The following is a 15,829-nucleotide window of genomic DNA, read 5'->3' as shown; positions in this document are numbered from 1 at the left end:
TTGTTGATTTGGTTATTTGTTTGTTCGGTAAATTAACGAATAAACAAATGACCAAATCAACACATTAACAATTATTTAGTTTTCTTCTAATGCTTCCCAAAATTCGTAAGCACGACGCAAGTGTGGAATTACGATAGTTCCGCCCACTAAAGTGGCAACACTCATGGTTTCCATCATTTCTTCTTTAGTGACGCCTAGTTTGTAAGCTGTTTCTAAATGGTATTTGATACAATCATCGCAACGTAAAACGGCTGATGCTACAAGTCCTAACAATTCTTTGGTACGAACATCAAGTGCGCCTTCGGCATAAGTATTGGTGTCGAGATTAAAAATCCTTTTGATGACTTTGTTGTTGTCGGCTAATAGTTTTTCGTTCATTTTAGAACGGTAATCATTGAATTCATTGACTAAGTTGCTCATTTTTCTTTTCTTTTTTTACTACAAATACCGATATAAATATACTGGCTTCATATATTAATAACATAGGAATTGCGACCGTAATTTGACTCACAACATCCGGTGGCGTGACAATTGCTGCAATAATTAGAACAATTACAACAGCATATTTTCTGTAAGTTCTTAAGAAATTCGGAGTTACTAATCCTAATTTGGTTAAGAAATAAATAAGGATTGGTAATTCGAAAAACAAACCACTGGCAATAACCGATGTTTTTATCATTCCGATATACGAATCGAGATTAAATTCATTTTTTACAACAGTACTTATTTGAAAGGTTGCCACAAAGTTTATAGACATCGGGACAATCACAAAATAACCAAACAAAACCCCTAAAAAAAACAATATGGATGCTGAGAATATAAATAATTTTGCATTTTTCTTTTCGGTATCATACAATGCGGGACTAATAAATTTCCATAATTCCCATAAAATAAATGGGAATGCAAGAATAAATCCTGCAGTAATACATGTCCAGACAAAAACATTTACTTGCCCTTCCATGCTGGTGTTTTGAATGGTAAATGGTAATTCGGTAATGCAAATACTGTCAGCAAAACCAAGATAATGCGATGCATCACAAAAAAAACGATAAGTAACAAAGTTAATGTTCGTTGGGCCAAAAATGATAGTGTCAAACACATAACCACTAAAAGAATAAACAACACACGCCATAACAATAATGGCGATGGTGCTTCGTACTAACAACCATCTTAATTCTTCAAGATGGTCAAGAAATGACATTTCGCTGAGATTTTTCTTTACCATTATACTATTCCTTCTTTTAAAATATCGTGTAAATGTAAAACACCAGCATATTTTCCTTCGTTTTCTACAACCAACTGTGTGATAGCAAAATCTTCCAAAATATTAAAAGCATCAACTACCATAGCCGAATATTGAATCGTTTTCGGATTTTTAGTCATAATGTCTTTAGCGGTAAGATGCGAAAAAGTATCATTATTATTTAGCATTCTACGAATATCACCATCGGTAATAATTCCGATAACTTTTTCGTTTTCTACAACTGCAGTCACTCCCAAACGTTTTTCTGAAATTTCAAAAATCACATTTTTAATAGATGAATCCGGAGAAACCATCGGCTTATGACTCATATCGAGCATGTCGCTCACACGAAGTAATAATTTTTTGCCTAAAGCGCCACCTGGGTGGTATTTTGCAAAATCTTCACTTTTGAAATTTCTCATTTCCATCAAACAAACTCCGATTGCATCACCCATAACTAGTTGTGCAGTAGTGCTATTTGTAGGAGCTAAGTTAATGGGGCAAGATTCGGCATCGACCGTAGTGTTTAAAACACAATCAGATTCTTTAGCCAAAAAGGAAGTCATATTTCCAGTAATTGCAATTAAGATGTTTCCAAAACGTTTCAAGATTGGAACCAGAGCTTTTATTTCTGGGCTATTGCCACTTTTTGAAATACAAATGACTACATCATCTGGCTGAACCATACCCAAATCACCATGAATGGCTTCAGCAGCATGTAAAAACATACTTGGTGTTCCTGTCGAATTGTAAGTTGCTACCATTTTTTGAGCAATAATCGCACTTTTTCCTATTCCAGTAACTACCAACCTTCCTTTAGATTGATAAATAATTTCGACAGCTTTTGCGAAGTCATCGGTAAGATAATCAGTTAGTTTAGCAATTGATTGGCTTTCTGATAATATCGTTTTTTTTGCTGAAGTCAATATGTTTTCTTTTGATATCAAAACAGAATATTTTAAATTTGTGTATGTTAAAGAAATTTGTATCTTTATGTTCCCGCAAATTTATATAAAATACTATTACTAAAGAATGAATTCACACGAAATTGATATTCACAAGGAGTTAAAAAAATATTTTGGTTTTAACCAATTTAAAGGTTTACAAGAACAAGTCATAAAAAGTATCGTAGCCAAGCACAATTCTTTTGTAATTATGCCTACTGGTGGTGGTAAATCTTTATGCTATCAGTTGCCTGCATTGATGCAAGAAGGGACTGCAATCGTTGTTTCGCCACTTATTGCTTTAATGAAGAATCAAGTAGATGCTATACGAAGTTTGTCTTCGGAAGCAGGAATTGCTCATGTACTCAATTCTTCTTTAACAAAAACCGAAATTGCTCAAGTAAAAAAAGATATTTCTTCTGGCTTAACCAAATTATTATATGTTGCTCCAGAATCTCTTACAAAAGACGAATATATTGCCTTTCTTCAAAAAGAAACAATCTCTTTCGTGGCAATCGATGAAGCACATTGCATCTCAGAATGGGGGCACGATTTTAGACCAGAATATAGGAATTTAAAAAACATCATAAAATTGCTCGGCGATGTTCCAATCATTGGACTAACAGCTACCGCTACGCCAAAAGTGCAAGAAGATATCCTGAAAAATTTGGATATGGCTGATGCCAATACATTTAAAGCATCATTTAATAGACCCAATTTATACTACGAAATACGTACCAAAACTAAAAATGTCGAATCGGATATAATACGTTTTATCAAACAACATAAAGGTAAATCAGGAATTATATACTGCCTAAGTCGCAAAAAAGTTGAAGCGATTGCACAAGTTTTACAAGTAAACGGAATTTCGGCAGTGCCTTATCATGCAGGATTAGATGCAAAGACCAGAGCCAAACACCAAGATATGTTCTTAATGGAAGATGTCGACGTAGTAGTAGCAACCATTGCCTTTGGTATGGGAATAGACAAACCAGATGTTCGTTTTGTGATACACCACGATATTCCAAAATCACTCGAAAGTTATTATCAAGAAACTGGTCGTGCGGGTCGAGATGGTGGAGAAGGTCATTGTTTGGCTTACTATTCTTATAAAGATGTCGAAAAATTAGAAAAATTCATGTCTGGGAAACCAGTTGCCGAACAAGAAGTTGGTTTTGCATTACTACAAGAAGTGGTGGCTTATGCCGAAACTTCTATGTCAAGGCGCAAATTTTTATTGCATTATTTTGGTGAAGAATTTGACAGTGAAACAGGTGACGGCGGCGATATGGATGACAATATGCGTAATCCAAAAGTACAAGTTGAAGCCAAAGATCAAGTCGTAAAACTGATAGAAGTAATTCGTGATACGAAGCATATTTACAAATCGAAAGAAATTGTATATACGCTTATGGGGAAAATAAATGCCATGATTAAGGCGCATAAAACCGATACTCAAAAACTTTTTGGTAGTGGTAAAGATCACGATGAACGTTATTGGATGGCAGTTTTAAGACTAGCTTTAGTCGACGGATTATTGTCGAAAGATATAGAAACTTACGGTATTGTCAAGGTTACAGATAAAGGACTAAATTTTATTAAAAACCCACAATCCTTTATGATGTCCGAAGACCACGAATATAATGAAACCGAAGACGAAGCTATTGTTTCAGCATCGAAAGTATCAGGGACTGCAGATGAAGCACTAATGTCTATGTTACGTGATTTGCGTAAAAAAGTAGCTAAAAAACTAGGTGTACCTCCGTTTGTAGTGTTTCAAGATCCATCTTTAGAAGATATGGCTTTAAAATATCCTATAACTTTAGATGAATTAAGTAATGTTCACGGAGTAGGAGAAGGGAAGGCTAAGAAATACGGAAAAGACTTTATAGAGCTAATTTCTAGTTATGTAGAAGATAATGAGGTTATGCGTCCAGACGATTTGGTGGTAAAATCTACTGGAGCAAATTCAGTTAATAAACTGTACATTATTCAGAATATCGACAGGAAATTATCGCTCAAAGATATTGCCAGAGCAAAAGGTTTGGATATGAATACTTTGCTTAAAGAAATGGAGCAAATTGTAAATTCTGGTACCAAACTAAACATAAAATATTGGATTGACGATATGCTAGACGACGATCAGCAAGAAGAAATTCATGATTATTTTATGGAATCCGAATCTGATGACATAGAAGACGCGCTCAAGGAATTTGATGGCGATTATGATATTAATGAATTGCGACTCATGCGAATAAAGTTTATTAGCGAAGTTGCGAATTAGTCATAAAGTTGAAAAGTCAAATATCGAAAGTCATAAGTTCAAAGAATTATTTTTTTAGACTTTATGACTTTCGATTTTAAGACATTAGACTAAATAAACTTCTCCACGATGCGGTTTCAAAGTATCACGAACAGCAATCATATTATCATCGGTAACGACCATAAAAGCGATGGCATGCATATCGCTTATCACTTCAAAACCTGTAATATTCAAAGGAAATTTTTCGATAACAATATATTCTTTAAGATGAATTTCGTGGTGTTCGGCAGTTTTTGCAGCAGCTTGTCCACGAAAATCCCAAATTAGTTTTATTTGTCTAGACATTTTTATTTTGTAAGATGCAAATTTACAAAGTATTATTTTAATTTAGGTATTTGTATATAAAGTATATATCATGTATGTTTGTGTCAAATTTTAATTCCAATGAGAAAACTAATTGATCTAGACCAAACTACATTAACCAAGTTAAAGTTTTTGTCTGTTTTTGAGCATTTGAGTGTAAAAGCATTAATAGAAAATGCGGTACATGATTATGTTAAAAACAAAGAAAAAGAACGTTTCGATAAACTCACCGATGAGGAAAAGGAAGATTTGGGACTGTTGATGCTGATGCAAGAAGTGGATAGAAATGATAAAGTAAGCGAAGAAGAAATCTTCAAAATTTTGGGTAAATGAAAGTTGAATACTTAAAACCCTTTTTAAGAGATTTATCTAAAGTGACAGATGAAAGATTGAAAGATACCGTATTTGAAACTATTCTTATTCTGAAAAATACTGAAGGACTAAATTCAGTTCCTAATATTAAAAAACTGAAAGGACATCCAGAAGCTTATAGACTTAGGGTTGGTAAATATAGATTGGGTTTTTATTTTGACGGAGAAACTGTCGAGTTAGCTAGATTTGCCAAACGTGATGATATTTATAAATTATTTCCATAAATATTTAGAAAAATTAAATGCCAAAAGAACTTTTACTTCAAGTTACTCCCGAAATCGCTGCAAATGAAAATTTGCTAAAAGAACATTTATCGAAACAAATAAAAGTTTCTGTAAAAGACATTCAGCATATTTCGATTTTAAAACGTTCTATCGATGCTCGTCAGAAAGCCATAAAAATCAACTTAAAAATCAACATTTATCTTCAAGGAGAAAATTTTGTCGAGCAAAAAATAGAACTTCCAGAATATAAAGACGTTTCAAACTCTCAAGAAGTAATTGTAATAGGAGCAGGGCCAGCAGGTCTTTTTGCTGCTTTGCAATTGATAGAATTAGGATTAAAACCAATCCTTATCGAACGAGGAAAAGATGTTCGTGGTCGCCGTCGAGATTTAAAAGCCATTAATGTAGATCATATTGTAAATGAAGATTCTAATTATTGTTTTGGCGAAGGCGGAGCAGGAACTTATTCTGACGGGAAATTATACACACGTTCTAAAAAACGTGGAGACATAGATAGAATTTTAAAGTTACTAGTCGCTTTTGGTGCCACACCAGACATTTTGGTAGAAGCACATCCGCATATTGGAACCAATAAATTGCCCCAAATTATTCAGGATATTCGAGAGAAAATCATCGAAATGGGAGGAAAAGTCCTTTTTGAAACCCGTGTAACGGATATTTTAGTCAAGAATAATGAAGTGCAAGGGGTTGTCATTCAAAACGGAGATACCATTGTTGCTAATAAAATAATCTTGGCTACAGGACATTCTGCTCGTGATGTTTTCGAATTATTAGACAGAAAAAAGATATTTATCGAAGCCAAACCTTTTGCATTGGGCGTTCGAGCTGAACATCCACAAAGTTTGATAGATCAGATTCAATATTCGTGTGATTATCGTGGGGAATATTTACCGCCAGCGCCATATTCTATCGTGAAACAAGTAAATGGTCGCGGTATGTATTCGTTTTGTATGTGTCCAGGTGGTGTAATTGCTCCTTGCGCAACAAGCCCTGGTGAAGTTGTAACCAATGGTTGGTCGCCATCTAAACGAGATCAAGCGACTGCAAATTCTGGGATTGTAATCGAATTAAAATTAGAAGATTTTAAGCCATTTGCTAAATTTGGTGCTTTGGCTGGAATGGAATTTCAAAAAAGTATCGAGCAACGCGCCTGGCATTTGTCTGAGCAAACTCAAAAAGTACCGGCACAACGAATGATCGATTTTACACAGAATAAAGTATCAAAAGAAATACCAAAAACCTCTTATGTTCCTGGAACAACTTCGGTAGAAATGGGTCAGGTTTTCCCAGGTTTTTTATCACAAATTTTGCGTGAAGGCTTTTCTGAATTCGGAAAATCGATGAAAGGCTATTTGACAAATGAAGCTATTTTGCATGCGCCAGAATCTAGAACTTCATCGCCAGTTCGAATTCCAAGAGACGAAATCACCTTAGAGCATTTGCAAATAAAAGGATTGTATCCTTGCGGTGAAGGAGCGGGATATGCAGGTGGAATTATTTCGGCAGCTATTGATGGTGAGAAATGTGCTTTGAAAATTGGCGAGCGTTTGTTGCAATAAATTCCTAATATTAAAGTTTAATTATTTTGTAGATTTGATAAATTTTAAAATCAAAAAATGGCAATTGCAATAAATGATGTTATAGGTTATTTAGAATTAAACGCGAATATGCTAATTGACTATTCGCCTAAACTAATTACTGCTTTTTTTATTCTTTTTGTAGGTCATTATGCTATTAAAATTTTCAAAAAATTAATTAGTAGAAAAGTACGAAAAAAAGAATTCGAACCCACACTTTCTAAATTTCTTATAGATATACTTATTTGGGTATTACGCGTTTTACTTTTTGTAACTTTCATTTCTAAGTTAGGAATAGAAACAGCTTCTTTTGTAGCCATTATAGGTGCTGCAGGTTTGGCAATTGGATTGTCTTTACAAGGTTCCTTATCTAATTTTGCGGGAGGAATTCTTATTATATTGTTCAAACCATTTGAAGTTGGCGATTCAATCGAAGCGCAAGGTGTTTCGGGAACGGTTTTAGAAATTCAGATATTTGTTACCAAATTAATTACAGGAAATAACCAAACGATATTTGTTCCCAATGGAGCATTATCTAACGGAAATATTATCAATCATTCGTTGGAAGGAACACGTCGTGCTGATATACAAATTTCAGTGTCGTATGATGCTGATTTGAAAAAAACAAAAGAAATTATTCAGCGTATTTTAGATACCAATGATAAAATACTAAAAGACCCAAAACCATCAATCGATGTTGTTGCGCTTACTGATGTTTCAGTAAAATTAACGATTCGTCCTTGGGTAAATAATGAAGATTTTTCATCAGTTTGCTCAGAAACTTTAGAAAGCTGTAAAACCGAATTGCATCTTGCAGGTATTGTTTTGAAAAATCAGTAAAGGACTAGCAATTCTGTGAAACCTGTTATTAGGAAGGCTTTATCATTGTATTTTTAACGTTACTGATTCATCAGAGTTCCAACCGACTAAATCAACAAACCATTCCAAAGGTTTTAATAAAAAATCAAATAATAGTTGTGGAGAAGTAGCATAATCATTTCCTTTCGCAATTTTATCATATTTCTTTTGATAACTATTATAGTATTTAAAGTATGGTTTGTCAATTATATATTCTGCTTTGTATTTAATTAAGGAGCTATCTTTTTTGCTTAAGGTTTTTTCAAAACTAACTAAGCAGGTATCACATTGTGGGTAATCAAAATAACTATCTATTAATCTATAATGTTCAGATAAGTCTGTAAACATTTCTTTGTTTCTTTCAAAATGTAGTGTAGTCTTTACGCTGTCAATGTAATGGATATTTTTTTTGTAGACCTTTCTAAGGAAAAGAATACTCTCGCTGTCATGGTATTTAATAGTGTCATTTTCTATAAAGCCAATTGATTTTTTAATTGTTTTATTTTTAATATCAACTTCTTGTCTGAAAATATAAGGCTTTCCAGAAAATGATTCCAAACCACCAACATAAGTTTGGAACTCATTTATAATTGGGTCTAGATTATTTATATTTGAATGAGGATCTCGAAATATAAGCCCCATTAATAAAAATAAAATGTTTAAAAAAAGGACATTTAAAAGGTTTCCTAAAATGATTTTTATTATGGAGTTTAAAAAGACATTCCAAATAATAAATAGACTATATATAATTGCAATAATCGTAAATACATTAGATAGAAAATAAAAAGAATAATTTTCAGATTTTATGAATATATACAGAAAAAATAAAATTGGAATAAAAAAAGTAGCCCAAGTAATATATATAAATGAAAAAACTTTCCAGTATTTATTTGTTATCCCAGACAATATTGTAAATGAAGCAAAATTGATTATGATAAAAGGGGCTGTCATGAATAAAACTAAGAATAAAAACTTGTAATATTCTTTTTGAGTTTCAACATTGCCAAAAGTAAAATACGTAATTAATAATACAGTTGTATAAAATATTATCTGATGTATTTGAAGTTTTATGCTTTTATGATAAAAAACAGTTACAAACTTTTGAGGCTTAAACAAAAACAAAAAAATTTCCTGTATCCATATTATAACATTCTCTAAGCTATAATTATCGTAGATATTTTTTATAAATTTAGGAGTGAAGTCCATTTTTCGTAGTTTTTTTAAGCTTTCCTATAACTTGTGAATTGACCAATATAAAGTTTATTTTTTAAACCTAGAATCGTCACGTTTTATAAATTCAATTCTTCTTTTTGGTGCTTCCACTTTAGGAAAACTCGCTTCTTCGGTTTTGCTAGAAGGTTCGATAAGGTTGTTTAATTCTTCAATTTCAGCATCGGTCAAATCTCGGTAACGACCAACAGGAACATCTAACGAAATATTTATGATTCGAATTCTTTTTAGCGAAGTAACTTCGTAACCTAGATATTCGCACATTCTACGAATTTGTCGGTTTAAACCTTGTGTTAAAACAATTTTGAAAGTGGTTTTGCTTATCTGCTCAACCTTACATTTCTTAGTTACCGTATCTAAAATCGGGATTCCGTTGCTCATTTTTTGAATGAATCTGTCAGTAATCAATTTGTTTACTGTTACAGTATATTCTTTTTCGTGGTTGTTTCTTGCGCGCAGGATTTTGTTTACAATATCACCATCGTTGGTCATAAAAATAAGACCTTCGCTGGCTTTGTCTAATCGCCCAATTGGGAAAATTCGTTTGGGATAATTAATGAAATCGACAATATTGTAACGTACGTCTAAGTTTGTCGTACATTCGATTCCTACAGGTTTGTTGAAAGCGAGGTAAACTGGTTTTTCAGTTTTTTCTCGAACTAATTTCCCATCAACACGTACTTCGTCACGATGCGAAACTTTGGTTCCCATTTCGGGAACGACTCCGTTTATCGTGATACGACCTTCGTCGAGTAATTTGTCGGCTTCGCGGCGAGAACAATAGCCTGTTTCCGACAGAAATTTATTAATACGGGTTAAGTTTTCTTCCATTTTGCAAAGATAAGGATTTCTTGTTAGGTTCAGAGATTCAAAGTTGCAAAGGTTGCAAGTATTCCTGAGTTTTGACTTTAGCCCTGATGGAGCCGATATCCTTTGTGAGGAACAAACAAAAATAAAGGCGAGAGCAGGAAAAAACCATTCCTAGAAATGCCCGAAAAATTACGCTTCAAATAAAAATTGATAAATGGTTTGGTTCAATTTATCGTCGTGCATGCTGTGTCCCAGATTTTGAGTTTCTATAAATTGTGCTTTTTTCCAAGCGGAGGCAATTTTTTTTGCTTCCGAAAAAGCGATTACATCATCGTGAATATCGTGTGCTATGATGCCTGAAATGGTAGCGTCTTTTAAAAAATTTTGACTTGTGAATTCATCAGTATTTACACCAAAACGTTGTGTAATATGGGATTTGATGAGTTGACACACTTTAGAGTTTAGTCCCAAGAGATTAATGTAATTTTGCATTAAAACATTAAAATCTGATGGTGAACCTAATAAAATCATTTTTTCGAGATGGTTTTGCTTGTAATTGTGCTGATAATAGGCACAAGCTACTCCGCCCATCGAGTGTCCGATGATGAATTTTGGTTGATGTGTATTAGAAAGTACATTAATAAACTCGGCATAAGTAGGAACATTAAATTCTTTGCCGCTACTTAGTCCGTGTGCTGGTGCATCGATAGCTATAATGGTACTTCCTGATTTTATGAGTAAACGAATTAGCTTTTCCCAACGTGCGGCATTACTTTCCCAACCATGAACCAGTAATATTTTATTTTCATTTCCTTGCCAAGTGTAAGTTTGGAAATAATGTTGGTCGTGATTGATGGTGTTTTTTGTGGCTTCTTGCAAAATTTCAGGTAGATTATCAGGTGACAATCGACCATCTCTAGGCTCACTAAAATATCCGTAAGCCATAACCAATGCTTTATCTGGCATGATATAACTGAGTAAGTTAATATAAAGCCCGATAGATTTTGTGAGTATGAATTTTAAATTTTTTTGCATAAAAAAAGTCCCGCTTCTTGCGGGACTTAATATACTACATTTTGGCGAATAATTTCTCCATTTTTTCTTTTTCTTCTTCGGCTAGTGAGCTGTCTACTAAAATACGACCACTGTGCTCATCTGTAATTACTTTTTTACGAGAAGCAATTTCCATTTGAATTTGTGGTGGAATTGTAAAGAATGATCCAGCTGAAGCTCCTCTTTCGATAGAAACTACTGCTAATCCGTTTCTTACACTAGAACGAATTCTTTTGTAAGCGATTAATAAACGCTCTTCGATTTTTGCTTCGAATTCTGTTGATTTTTCAGATAAGAATGTTTCTTCTTTTTCAGTTTCAGACATAATTGCCTCTAATTCTGATTTTTTATGCTTCAAGTGATTAGATTTAGCTTCTAATCTTTCTTTCGATTGATTGTAAACTTCTTTCTTGTGCTCGATAGAAGCTTTCATTTCTTTGATGTGCTTCTCAGACAATTGAATTTCTAATTCTTGGTATTCAACTTCTTTTGTTAAAGAGTTAAATTCTCTGTTGTTACGAACACTATCTTGTTGTTTTGTGTATTTTTTTATTGATTCTTTGTGCTCATCAATAGCATTTTTCTTTTCCTTGATTTTTTCGTCGATAGACTCTAAATCAACTTTTAGTTTTTCTAAACGAGTGCTTAATCCTGCTACTTCATCTTCTAAATCTTCCACTTCTAGTGGTAATTCGCCTCTTACATTTCTAATTTCGTCAATACGAGTGTCGATTAACTGTAAATCGTATAACGCTCTTAACTTCTCTTCAACGTTCAATTCTTTTGTAGCTGCCATATTTATAAGTACTTAACTGGATTTGTATTTTCTTCTGATAAAACGATTCCACTAAAAGCCGAATCGGGTGCAAAATTAATGATTTTTTTCGTAAGATAATCAAATATATAGTTTTTTGTGTATCGTTCGCTTTCAAAATGCCCAATATCGGCTAAAAGTAACTGATTTTCAGCTTCATAAAACTGATGGTATTTTAAATCAGCGGTCAAAAAAGCATCGGCACCAGCCATAATAGCATTTTTAATTGCAAAACTTCCTGCTCCACCAAGAACGGCCACTTTTTTTATTTTTTTATTCAAAAATTGACTGTGACGAATGCCACCGCATTGCATTTTGTTTTTTACCAATTCTAGAAAATCTTTTTCGTCCATTTCAGTTTCCAGTTCGCCAACCATTCCCAATCCTATATTTTGATGCGAATTTTGTAAATCATAAATTTCGTAAGCTACTTCTTCATATATATGAGTAGCAAATAAGGCGCTTAGAATTTTGCTTTGCAAATGTTTTTCGAAAACCACTTCAATTTTTATTTCGCTGGTTTTTGTGAGTTCTCCTTTAATGCCAATTACTGGATTGCTATTTTCGTTTCCTTGGTAAGTGCTAAAACCTTCAGAATTAAAACTGCAATTGTTATAATTTCCTATTGTTCCAGCTCCAGCATTAAGCATGGCAACACGAATAGTATCAGCATTTTCTGGAATGGTATAAGTAACTAATTTTTGAATAAAATTTTGTTTTGGAATTAGAATTTTGTTGTTTTTTAATCCCAATGCATCACAAAAAATCTTGTTTACGCCTTGCTGATGATTGTCTAAAGCGGTGTGAACAGCATAAATTGCTATGTCATTTTTTATTGCTTTGATAATTGCTCGTTCTACATAATTCTTGCCCGTAATCTTTTTTAAACCTGAAAATAAAATAGGATGGAAGCAAACCACAAGATTACATTTTTTAGTAATAGCTTCTTCAATTACTGTTTCTAGTGCATCATGACAAACTAAAACGCCTGTTGTTTCGCTGCTCGAATCGCCAACGAGCAAACCCACATTATCAAAATCTTCTGCGTAGGCGAGTGGCGCCATTTCTTCAAGAAAGGAAAGAATATCTTTTATTTTCATCGTAATTTTTCGATTGTTTGAGAATGTAAATTTACAATTTCATTGTTTTATTTAGTTAAAAAAATCTTTATTCTTTTTATCTATTGGGTTTTAAAGGTTATTTTAGCGTTTTCCATTTTCGGAAGAAAAAAAAGCATATCATGAAACATATTACATTATTACTATTTTTTATTACTATAAATGTTTTTTCACAAGAAAATAACATAAAACATATTGTTGCAAAAGGCGAAAGCATTTACCAAATTGCTAAAAAATATAACGTAAAACAAGACGATATTTTTAGGTTAAATCCTGATTCTAAAAGCAAATTAAAATTGAATTCGGTTTTATTAATACCAAAAGCGGAAACTGTTTTAGATAAAAAAGAGACAACAATTACTCACGAAGTTTTGCCCAAACAAACACTTTATGGGATTTCGAAACAATATAAAGTTTCTATTGATGATATTAAGAAAGCCAATCCAATTATCGAAAAAGAAGGTTTAGAAATTGGACTTCAATTAATTATTACTGTCGATAAAAATTACAAACCAGAAAAAGTTCTCGTTGCTGAATCATCGAAGCCAATAAAAAATATTGAACCCGAAAAGCAAAAAATAATTTCTGACGAAGAAGAAATTTCACACCTTGTTTTGGCAAAAGAAACAAAATATGGAATTTCGAAAAAATATGGTGTTACTATTTCCGAATTGGAAAAACTGAACCCAGAAATTGTTCGCGAACTGCCTATTGGTTTTAATCTTTTAATAAAAAATGGAATTAAAAAAGAAACCGTTATTATCGAAGTTCCTGTAATTAAAGAAATAAAAAAGAAGATAGAAATTAAGGAAAAAGAAGATGTAAAACCTCAAATTGAGGAAGAATCTGATGAAGAAATCGAAGAAAAAAAAGAAGCAACTTCACAGATAAAAATATTGGAAATTATTCCTCATAAAGATGACGAAGTAGTTACAGCGAAGCCATTATCGACAGAAGGGATGACTAAAGCAGAGTTGCTAATAGCCACAGCTTCGGAGAATATTGGAGTTCGGTACAGAAGCGGCGGAACAAGTAAAGAAGGTTTCGATTGTTCGGGATTGATGATAAATACTTTTAGTACTTACGATATAAAACTACCAAGAAGTTCGAGCGAAATGGCTAGATTTGGTAGTAATGTTAATGCTTCCGAAGCGCAAAAAGGAGATTTAATTTTCTTTGCCACTATGGGAAAAGGTCGTGTGAGCCATGTAGGTATGGTAGTTGAAGTAGTTGGGGATGAAATAAAATTTATTCATTCATCAACAAGCTCTGGCGTAATTGTTTCCTCTAATAAAGAAGTATATTACGCTAAACGATTTGTGAAAATAAATCGAGTTTTAGAGTAATTAATGTTTAGTCATCAATCTCTTTAACTCTAAATCCAACTATTTTTTTAATTAATTTGTAAGGAATTTCATCATTCAATGGAAATTGAATAGAACCTTTTTCAGTTTTATATTTAGATATTTCTTCTTGAAAAGCTTTGTTTCCTGATGGTAAAGCATAAAAACCTATATGATTTTTGAATGATGAAAAATATACCAACACCTTTTTTTGTTTAAAAGCAGGCATATTGTAACTGATGGTTTCTTTCGCATTTGGAGCAGATAGTTGTATGCAATTTCGAATTTTGTTCAAAATAATTGCTACGTTTTCTGGGAAATCGGCAATGTATTCATCGATTGAAGTATATTTTTTAGTTTCCATAATTTAAAAAACATTTCTATTAAAATTATAAAAAAATCCGCTTCAATTTCTCAAAGCGGATTCTCTATTTTTATAAATTCTGACCTCGTTACTAATAATAAGTATATCTTCTTACTTTAGCAATATATTTTGCCAAACGAATAACTTGGTGACTGTAACCATATTCGTTATCATACCAAACGTATAATACAATGTTTTTACCATCGGCAGAAACAATCGTTGCATTACTATCGAAAATAGCAGGAGCTGAAGTTCCTACGATATCAGATGATACCAATTCGTTGTTTAATGAATATTTAATTTGCTCAACAAGTTCACCTTCTAAAGCGTATTTTTTCATGATATTGTTAACGTCTTCAATCGAAGTTGTTTTTCCTACTTCAAGATTTAAAACTACCAATGAACCATTAGGAACAGGAACACGAATCGCATTAGATGTTAATTTCCCAGCCAGACTTGGTAATGCTTTTGCTACTGCACTGCCAGCACCAGTTTCGGTAATTACCATGTTTAAAGCAGCAGCACGACCACGACGGTATTTTTTGTGCATGTTGTCTACTAAATTCTGGTCATTTGTATAAGCGTGAATCGTTTCTAAATGTCCTTTTACAACACCTAATGTATCTTCTACCGCTTTCAAAATTGGTGTAATTGCATTGGTTGTACAAGATGCCGCAGAAAAAATATTTACTTCGTCAGGATTGTATTCGTTTTGATTTACACCATGTACAATATTTGGAACTCCTTTTCCTGGTGCAGTTAATAAAACTTTGTCAACTCCTTTAGATGTTAAGTGTCTTGCCAAAGCTTCTTGAGTTGTAAAAGCTCCGGTATTATCAATAACTAAGGCGTCATGAATTTCGTAAGCAGTATAATCGATGTCTTCGGGCTGATTTGCTGTAATAATATGAACGGTTGTGCCGTTGATGATTAAAGCATTATTTTCAACATCAGCCACAACAGATCCTTGAAAATCTCCGTGAATAGAATCGTAACGTAACAAAGAAGCTCTTTTTTCTAAAGTACTTGCGTCATTTTTGTCACGAGTAACAATTGCACGCAAACGCAATTGATTTCCTTTGCCCATTTTTGACATTAATTCTCTAGCTAACAAACGACCAATACGTCCGAAGCCGTATAAAACAACATCTTTTGGGTGAATGTCTTCTGTGTTTTTAGCATCTTTTAGCTTGTCAATAACAAATGATTTTGCATCATTGTATTTGTTGTTT

17 protein-coding genes are annotated in these 15,829 nt (G+C 33.0%); 6 read left to right on the top strand and 11 right to left on the bottom strand.

Annotation, left to right across the window (positions count from 1 at the left end; translation table 11 throughout):
- Window positions 1-75 precede the first annotated feature (75 nt).
- From ACH2BP_RS10425 to ACH2BP_RS10415, 3 genes are read right to left on the bottom strand one after another with little or no spacing between them, the layout of a single operon-like run.
- Window positions 76-420, bottom strand: a complete 345-nt coding sequence (locus tag ACH2BP_RS10425; RefSeq protein WP_395059622.1) for a carboxymuconolactone decarboxylase family protein — start codon at window positions 418-420, stop codon at window positions 76-78.
- On the bottom strand, window positions 401-1,225 hold the full coding sequence (gene tatC / locus ACH2BP_RS10420) for a twin-arginine translocase subunit TatC (RefSeq protein ID WP_395059621.1): 825 nt from the start codon (window positions 1,223-1,225) through the stop codon (window positions 401-403). Before tatC ends, ACH2BP_RS10425 begins: the two co-directional genes overlap by 20 nt.
- Complete coding sequence (locus tag ACH2BP_RS10415) at window positions 1,225-2,190, bottom strand: SIS domain-containing protein (protein ID WP_395059619.1); 966 nt, start codon at window positions 2,188-2,190, stop codon at window positions 1,225-1,227. Before ACH2BP_RS10415 ends, tatC begins: the two co-directional genes overlap by 1 nt.
- Before the next feature lie 85 nt (window positions 2,191-2,275).
- Here ACH2BP_RS10415 and recQ point away from each other — a divergent pair, with 85 nt between their 5' ends.
- The gene (recQ, locus tag ACH2BP_RS10410; protein WP_395059617.1) at window positions 2,276-4,471 is read left to right on the top strand and encodes a DNA helicase RecQ; all 2,196 of its coding nucleotides are present in this window, start codon (window positions 2,276-2,278) and stop codon (window positions 4,469-4,471) included.
- Window positions 4,472-4,555: 84 nt separating this feature from the next.
- Here the strand turns inward: recQ and ACH2BP_RS10405 are convergent, their stop codons facing one another.
- Window positions 4,556-4,795: a hypothetical protein gene (locus tag ACH2BP_RS10405; protein WP_395059615.1), complete on the bottom strand. Its 240-nt coding sequence runs from the start codon at window positions 4,793-4,795 to the stop codon at window positions 4,556-4,558.
- A 99-nt stretch (window positions 4,796-4,894) separates the two neighbouring features.
- Here ACH2BP_RS10405 and ACH2BP_RS10400 point away from each other — a divergent pair, with 99 nt between their 5' ends.
- From ACH2BP_RS10400 to ACH2BP_RS10385, 4 genes are read left to right on the top strand one after another with little or no spacing between them, the layout of a single operon-like run.
- Window positions 4,895-5,146: a hypothetical protein gene (locus ACH2BP_RS10400; RefSeq protein WP_395059613.1), complete on the top strand. Its 252-nt coding sequence runs from the start codon at window positions 4,895-4,897 to the stop codon at window positions 5,144-5,146.
- Window positions 5,143-5,409: a type II toxin-antitoxin system RelE/ParE family toxin gene (locus ACH2BP_RS10395; protein WP_395059611.1), complete on the top strand. Its 267-nt coding sequence runs from the start codon at window positions 5,143-5,145 to the stop codon at window positions 5,407-5,409. The genes ACH2BP_RS10400 and ACH2BP_RS10395 overlap by 4 nt, the downstream gene beginning before the upstream one ends.
- A gap of 17 nt (window positions 5,410-5,426) precedes the next feature.
- Complete coding sequence (locus tag ACH2BP_RS10390; RefSeq protein ID WP_395059609.1) at window positions 5,427-6,989, top strand: NAD(P)/FAD-dependent oxidoreductase; 1,563 nt, start codon at window positions 5,427-5,429, stop codon at window positions 6,987-6,989.
- 57 nt (window positions 6,990-7,046) lie between these two features.
- Window positions 7,047-7,847 (top strand): mechanosensitive ion channel family protein, encoded by an 801-nt coding sequence (locus ACH2BP_RS10385; RefSeq protein ID WP_395059607.1) that lies wholly within the window; start codon window positions 7,047-7,049, stop codon window positions 7,845-7,847.
- A 42-nt stretch (window positions 7,848-7,889) separates the two neighbouring features.
- Here the strand turns inward: ACH2BP_RS10385 and ACH2BP_RS10380 are convergent, their stop codons facing one another.
- The 5 genes from ACH2BP_RS10380 to ACH2BP_RS10360 form a co-directional block, all read right to left on the bottom strand.
- The gene (locus ACH2BP_RS10380) at window positions 7,890-9,071 is read right to left on the bottom strand and encodes a hypothetical protein (RefSeq protein ID WP_395059605.1); all 1,182 of its coding nucleotides are present in this window, start codon (window positions 9,069-9,071) and stop codon (window positions 7,890-7,892) included.
- A gap of 54 nt (window positions 9,072-9,125) precedes the next feature.
- Window positions 9,126-9,926, bottom strand: coding sequence for a 23S rRNA pseudouridine(2604) synthase RluF (rluF, locus tag ACH2BP_RS10375; protein ID WP_395046074.1), 801 nt, complete (start codon window positions 9,924-9,926; stop codon window positions 9,126-9,128).
- Between the two features lie 168 nt (window positions 9,927-10,094).
- Window positions 10,095-10,940, bottom strand: coding sequence for an alpha/beta hydrolase (locus tag ACH2BP_RS10370; protein WP_395059603.1), 846 nt, complete (start codon window positions 10,938-10,940; stop codon window positions 10,095-10,097).
- Between the two features lie 34 nt (window positions 10,941-10,974).
- Window positions 10,975-11,754 carry a zinc ribbon domain-containing protein gene (locus ACH2BP_RS10365; RefSeq protein WP_395059601.1) on the bottom strand — a complete coding sequence of 260 codons (780 nt, stop codon included), beginning with the start codon at window positions 11,752-11,754 and terminating at the stop codon, window positions 10,975-10,977.
- Between the two features lie 2 nt (window positions 11,755-11,756).
- A complete protein-coding gene (locus tag ACH2BP_RS10360; RefSeq protein WP_395059599.1) occupies window positions 11,757-12,872 on the bottom strand; it encodes a Nif3-like dinuclear metal center hexameric protein in 1,116 nt (371 codons plus the stop codon).
- A gap of 140 nt (window positions 12,873-13,012) precedes the next feature.
- On the opposite strand from ACH2BP_RS10360, the gene ACH2BP_RS10355 reads away from it, so the two are divergent.
- The gene (locus tag ACH2BP_RS10355; protein WP_395059597.1) at window positions 13,013-14,236 is read left to right on the top strand and encodes an NlpC/P60 family protein; all 1,224 of its coding nucleotides are present in this window, start codon (window positions 13,013-13,015) and stop codon (window positions 14,234-14,236) included.
- Between the two features lie 7 nt (window positions 14,237-14,243).
- Here the strand turns inward: ACH2BP_RS10355 and ACH2BP_RS10350 are convergent, their stop codons facing one another.
- A complete protein-coding gene (locus ACH2BP_RS10350; RefSeq protein WP_395059595.1) occupies window positions 14,244-14,597 on the bottom strand; it encodes an iron chaperone in 354 nt (117 codons plus the stop codon).
- Window positions 14,598-14,688: 91 nt separating this feature from the next.
- A partial coding sequence (locus ACH2BP_RS10345; RefSeq protein WP_395059593.1) for a glyceraldehyde-3-phosphate dehydrogenase occupies window positions 14,689-15,829 on the bottom strand: 1,141 nt, incomplete at its 5' end.

Origin of the sequence: Flavobacterium sp. (genome assembly GCF_043756175.1) — a bacterium.
Lineage (GTDB): Bacteria > Bacteroidota > Bacteroidia > Flavobacteriales > Flavobacteriaceae > Flavobacterium.
Note: the sequence above shows the minus strand (reverse complement) of the source record. Positions and strands in the feature narration are given on the sequence as shown.

What these genes read in the sequence shown, in the direction of transcription:
- ACH2BP_RS10395 (WP_395059611.1), top strand. Translation starts at nt 5,143, where the DNA reads ATGAAAGTTGAATACTTAAAACCCTTTTTAAGAGATTTATCTAAAGTG.
- ACH2BP_RS10355 (WP_395059597.1), top strand. Translation starts at nt 13,013, where the DNA reads ATGAAACATATTACATTATTACTATTTTTTATTACTATAAATGTTTTT.
- ACH2BP_RS10380 (WP_395059605.1), bottom strand. Translation starts at nt 9,071, where the DNA reads ATGGACTTCACTCCTAAATTTATAAAAAATATCTACGATAATTATAGC.
- ACH2BP_RS10350 (WP_395059595.1), bottom strand. Translation starts at nt 14,597, where the DNA reads ATGGAAACTAAAAAATATACTTCAATCGATGAATACATTGCCGATTTC.
- recQ (WP_395059617.1), top strand. Translation starts at nt 2,276, where the DNA reads ATGAATTCACACGAAATTGATATTCACAAGGAGTTAAAAAAATATTTT.
- rluF (WP_395046074.1), bottom strand. Translation starts at nt 9,926, where the DNA reads ATGGAAGAAAACTTAACCCGTATTAATAAATTTCTGTCGGAAACAGGC.
- ACH2BP_RS10385 (WP_395059607.1), top strand. Translation starts at nt 7,047, where the DNA reads ATGGCAATTGCAATAAATGATGTTATAGGTTATTTAGAATTAAACGCG.
- ACH2BP_RS10370 (WP_395059603.1), bottom strand. Translation starts at nt 10,940, where the DNA reads ATGCAAAAAAATTTAAAATTCATACTCACAAAATCTATCGGGCTTTAT.
- ACH2BP_RS10390 (WP_395059609.1), top strand. Translation starts at nt 5,427, where the DNA reads ATGCCAAAAGAACTTTTACTTCAAGTTACTCCCGAAATCGCTGCAAAT.
- ACH2BP_RS10365 (WP_395059601.1), bottom strand. Translation starts at nt 11,754, where the DNA reads ATGGCAGCTACAAAAGAATTGAACGTTGAAGAGAAGTTAAGAGCGTTA.
- ACH2BP_RS10360 (WP_395059599.1), bottom strand. Translation starts at nt 12,872, where the DNA reads ATGAAAATAAAAGATATTCTTTCCTTTCTTGAAGAAATGGCGCCACTC.
- ACH2BP_RS10425 (WP_395059622.1), bottom strand. Translation starts at nt 420, where the DNA reads ATGAGCAACTTAGTCAATGAATTCAATGATTACCGTTCTAAAATGAAC.
- ACH2BP_RS10405 (WP_395059615.1), bottom strand. Translation starts at nt 4,795, where the DNA reads ATGTCTAGACAAATAAAACTAATTTGGGATTTTCGTGGACAAGCTGCT.
- ACH2BP_RS10400 (WP_395059613.1), top strand. Translation starts at nt 4,895, where the DNA reads ATGAGAAAACTAATTGATCTAGACCAAACTACATTAACCAAGTTAAAG.
- tatC (WP_395059621.1), bottom strand. Translation starts at nt 1,225, where the DNA reads ATGGTAAAGAAAAATCTCAGCGAAATGTCATTTCTTGACCATCTTGAA.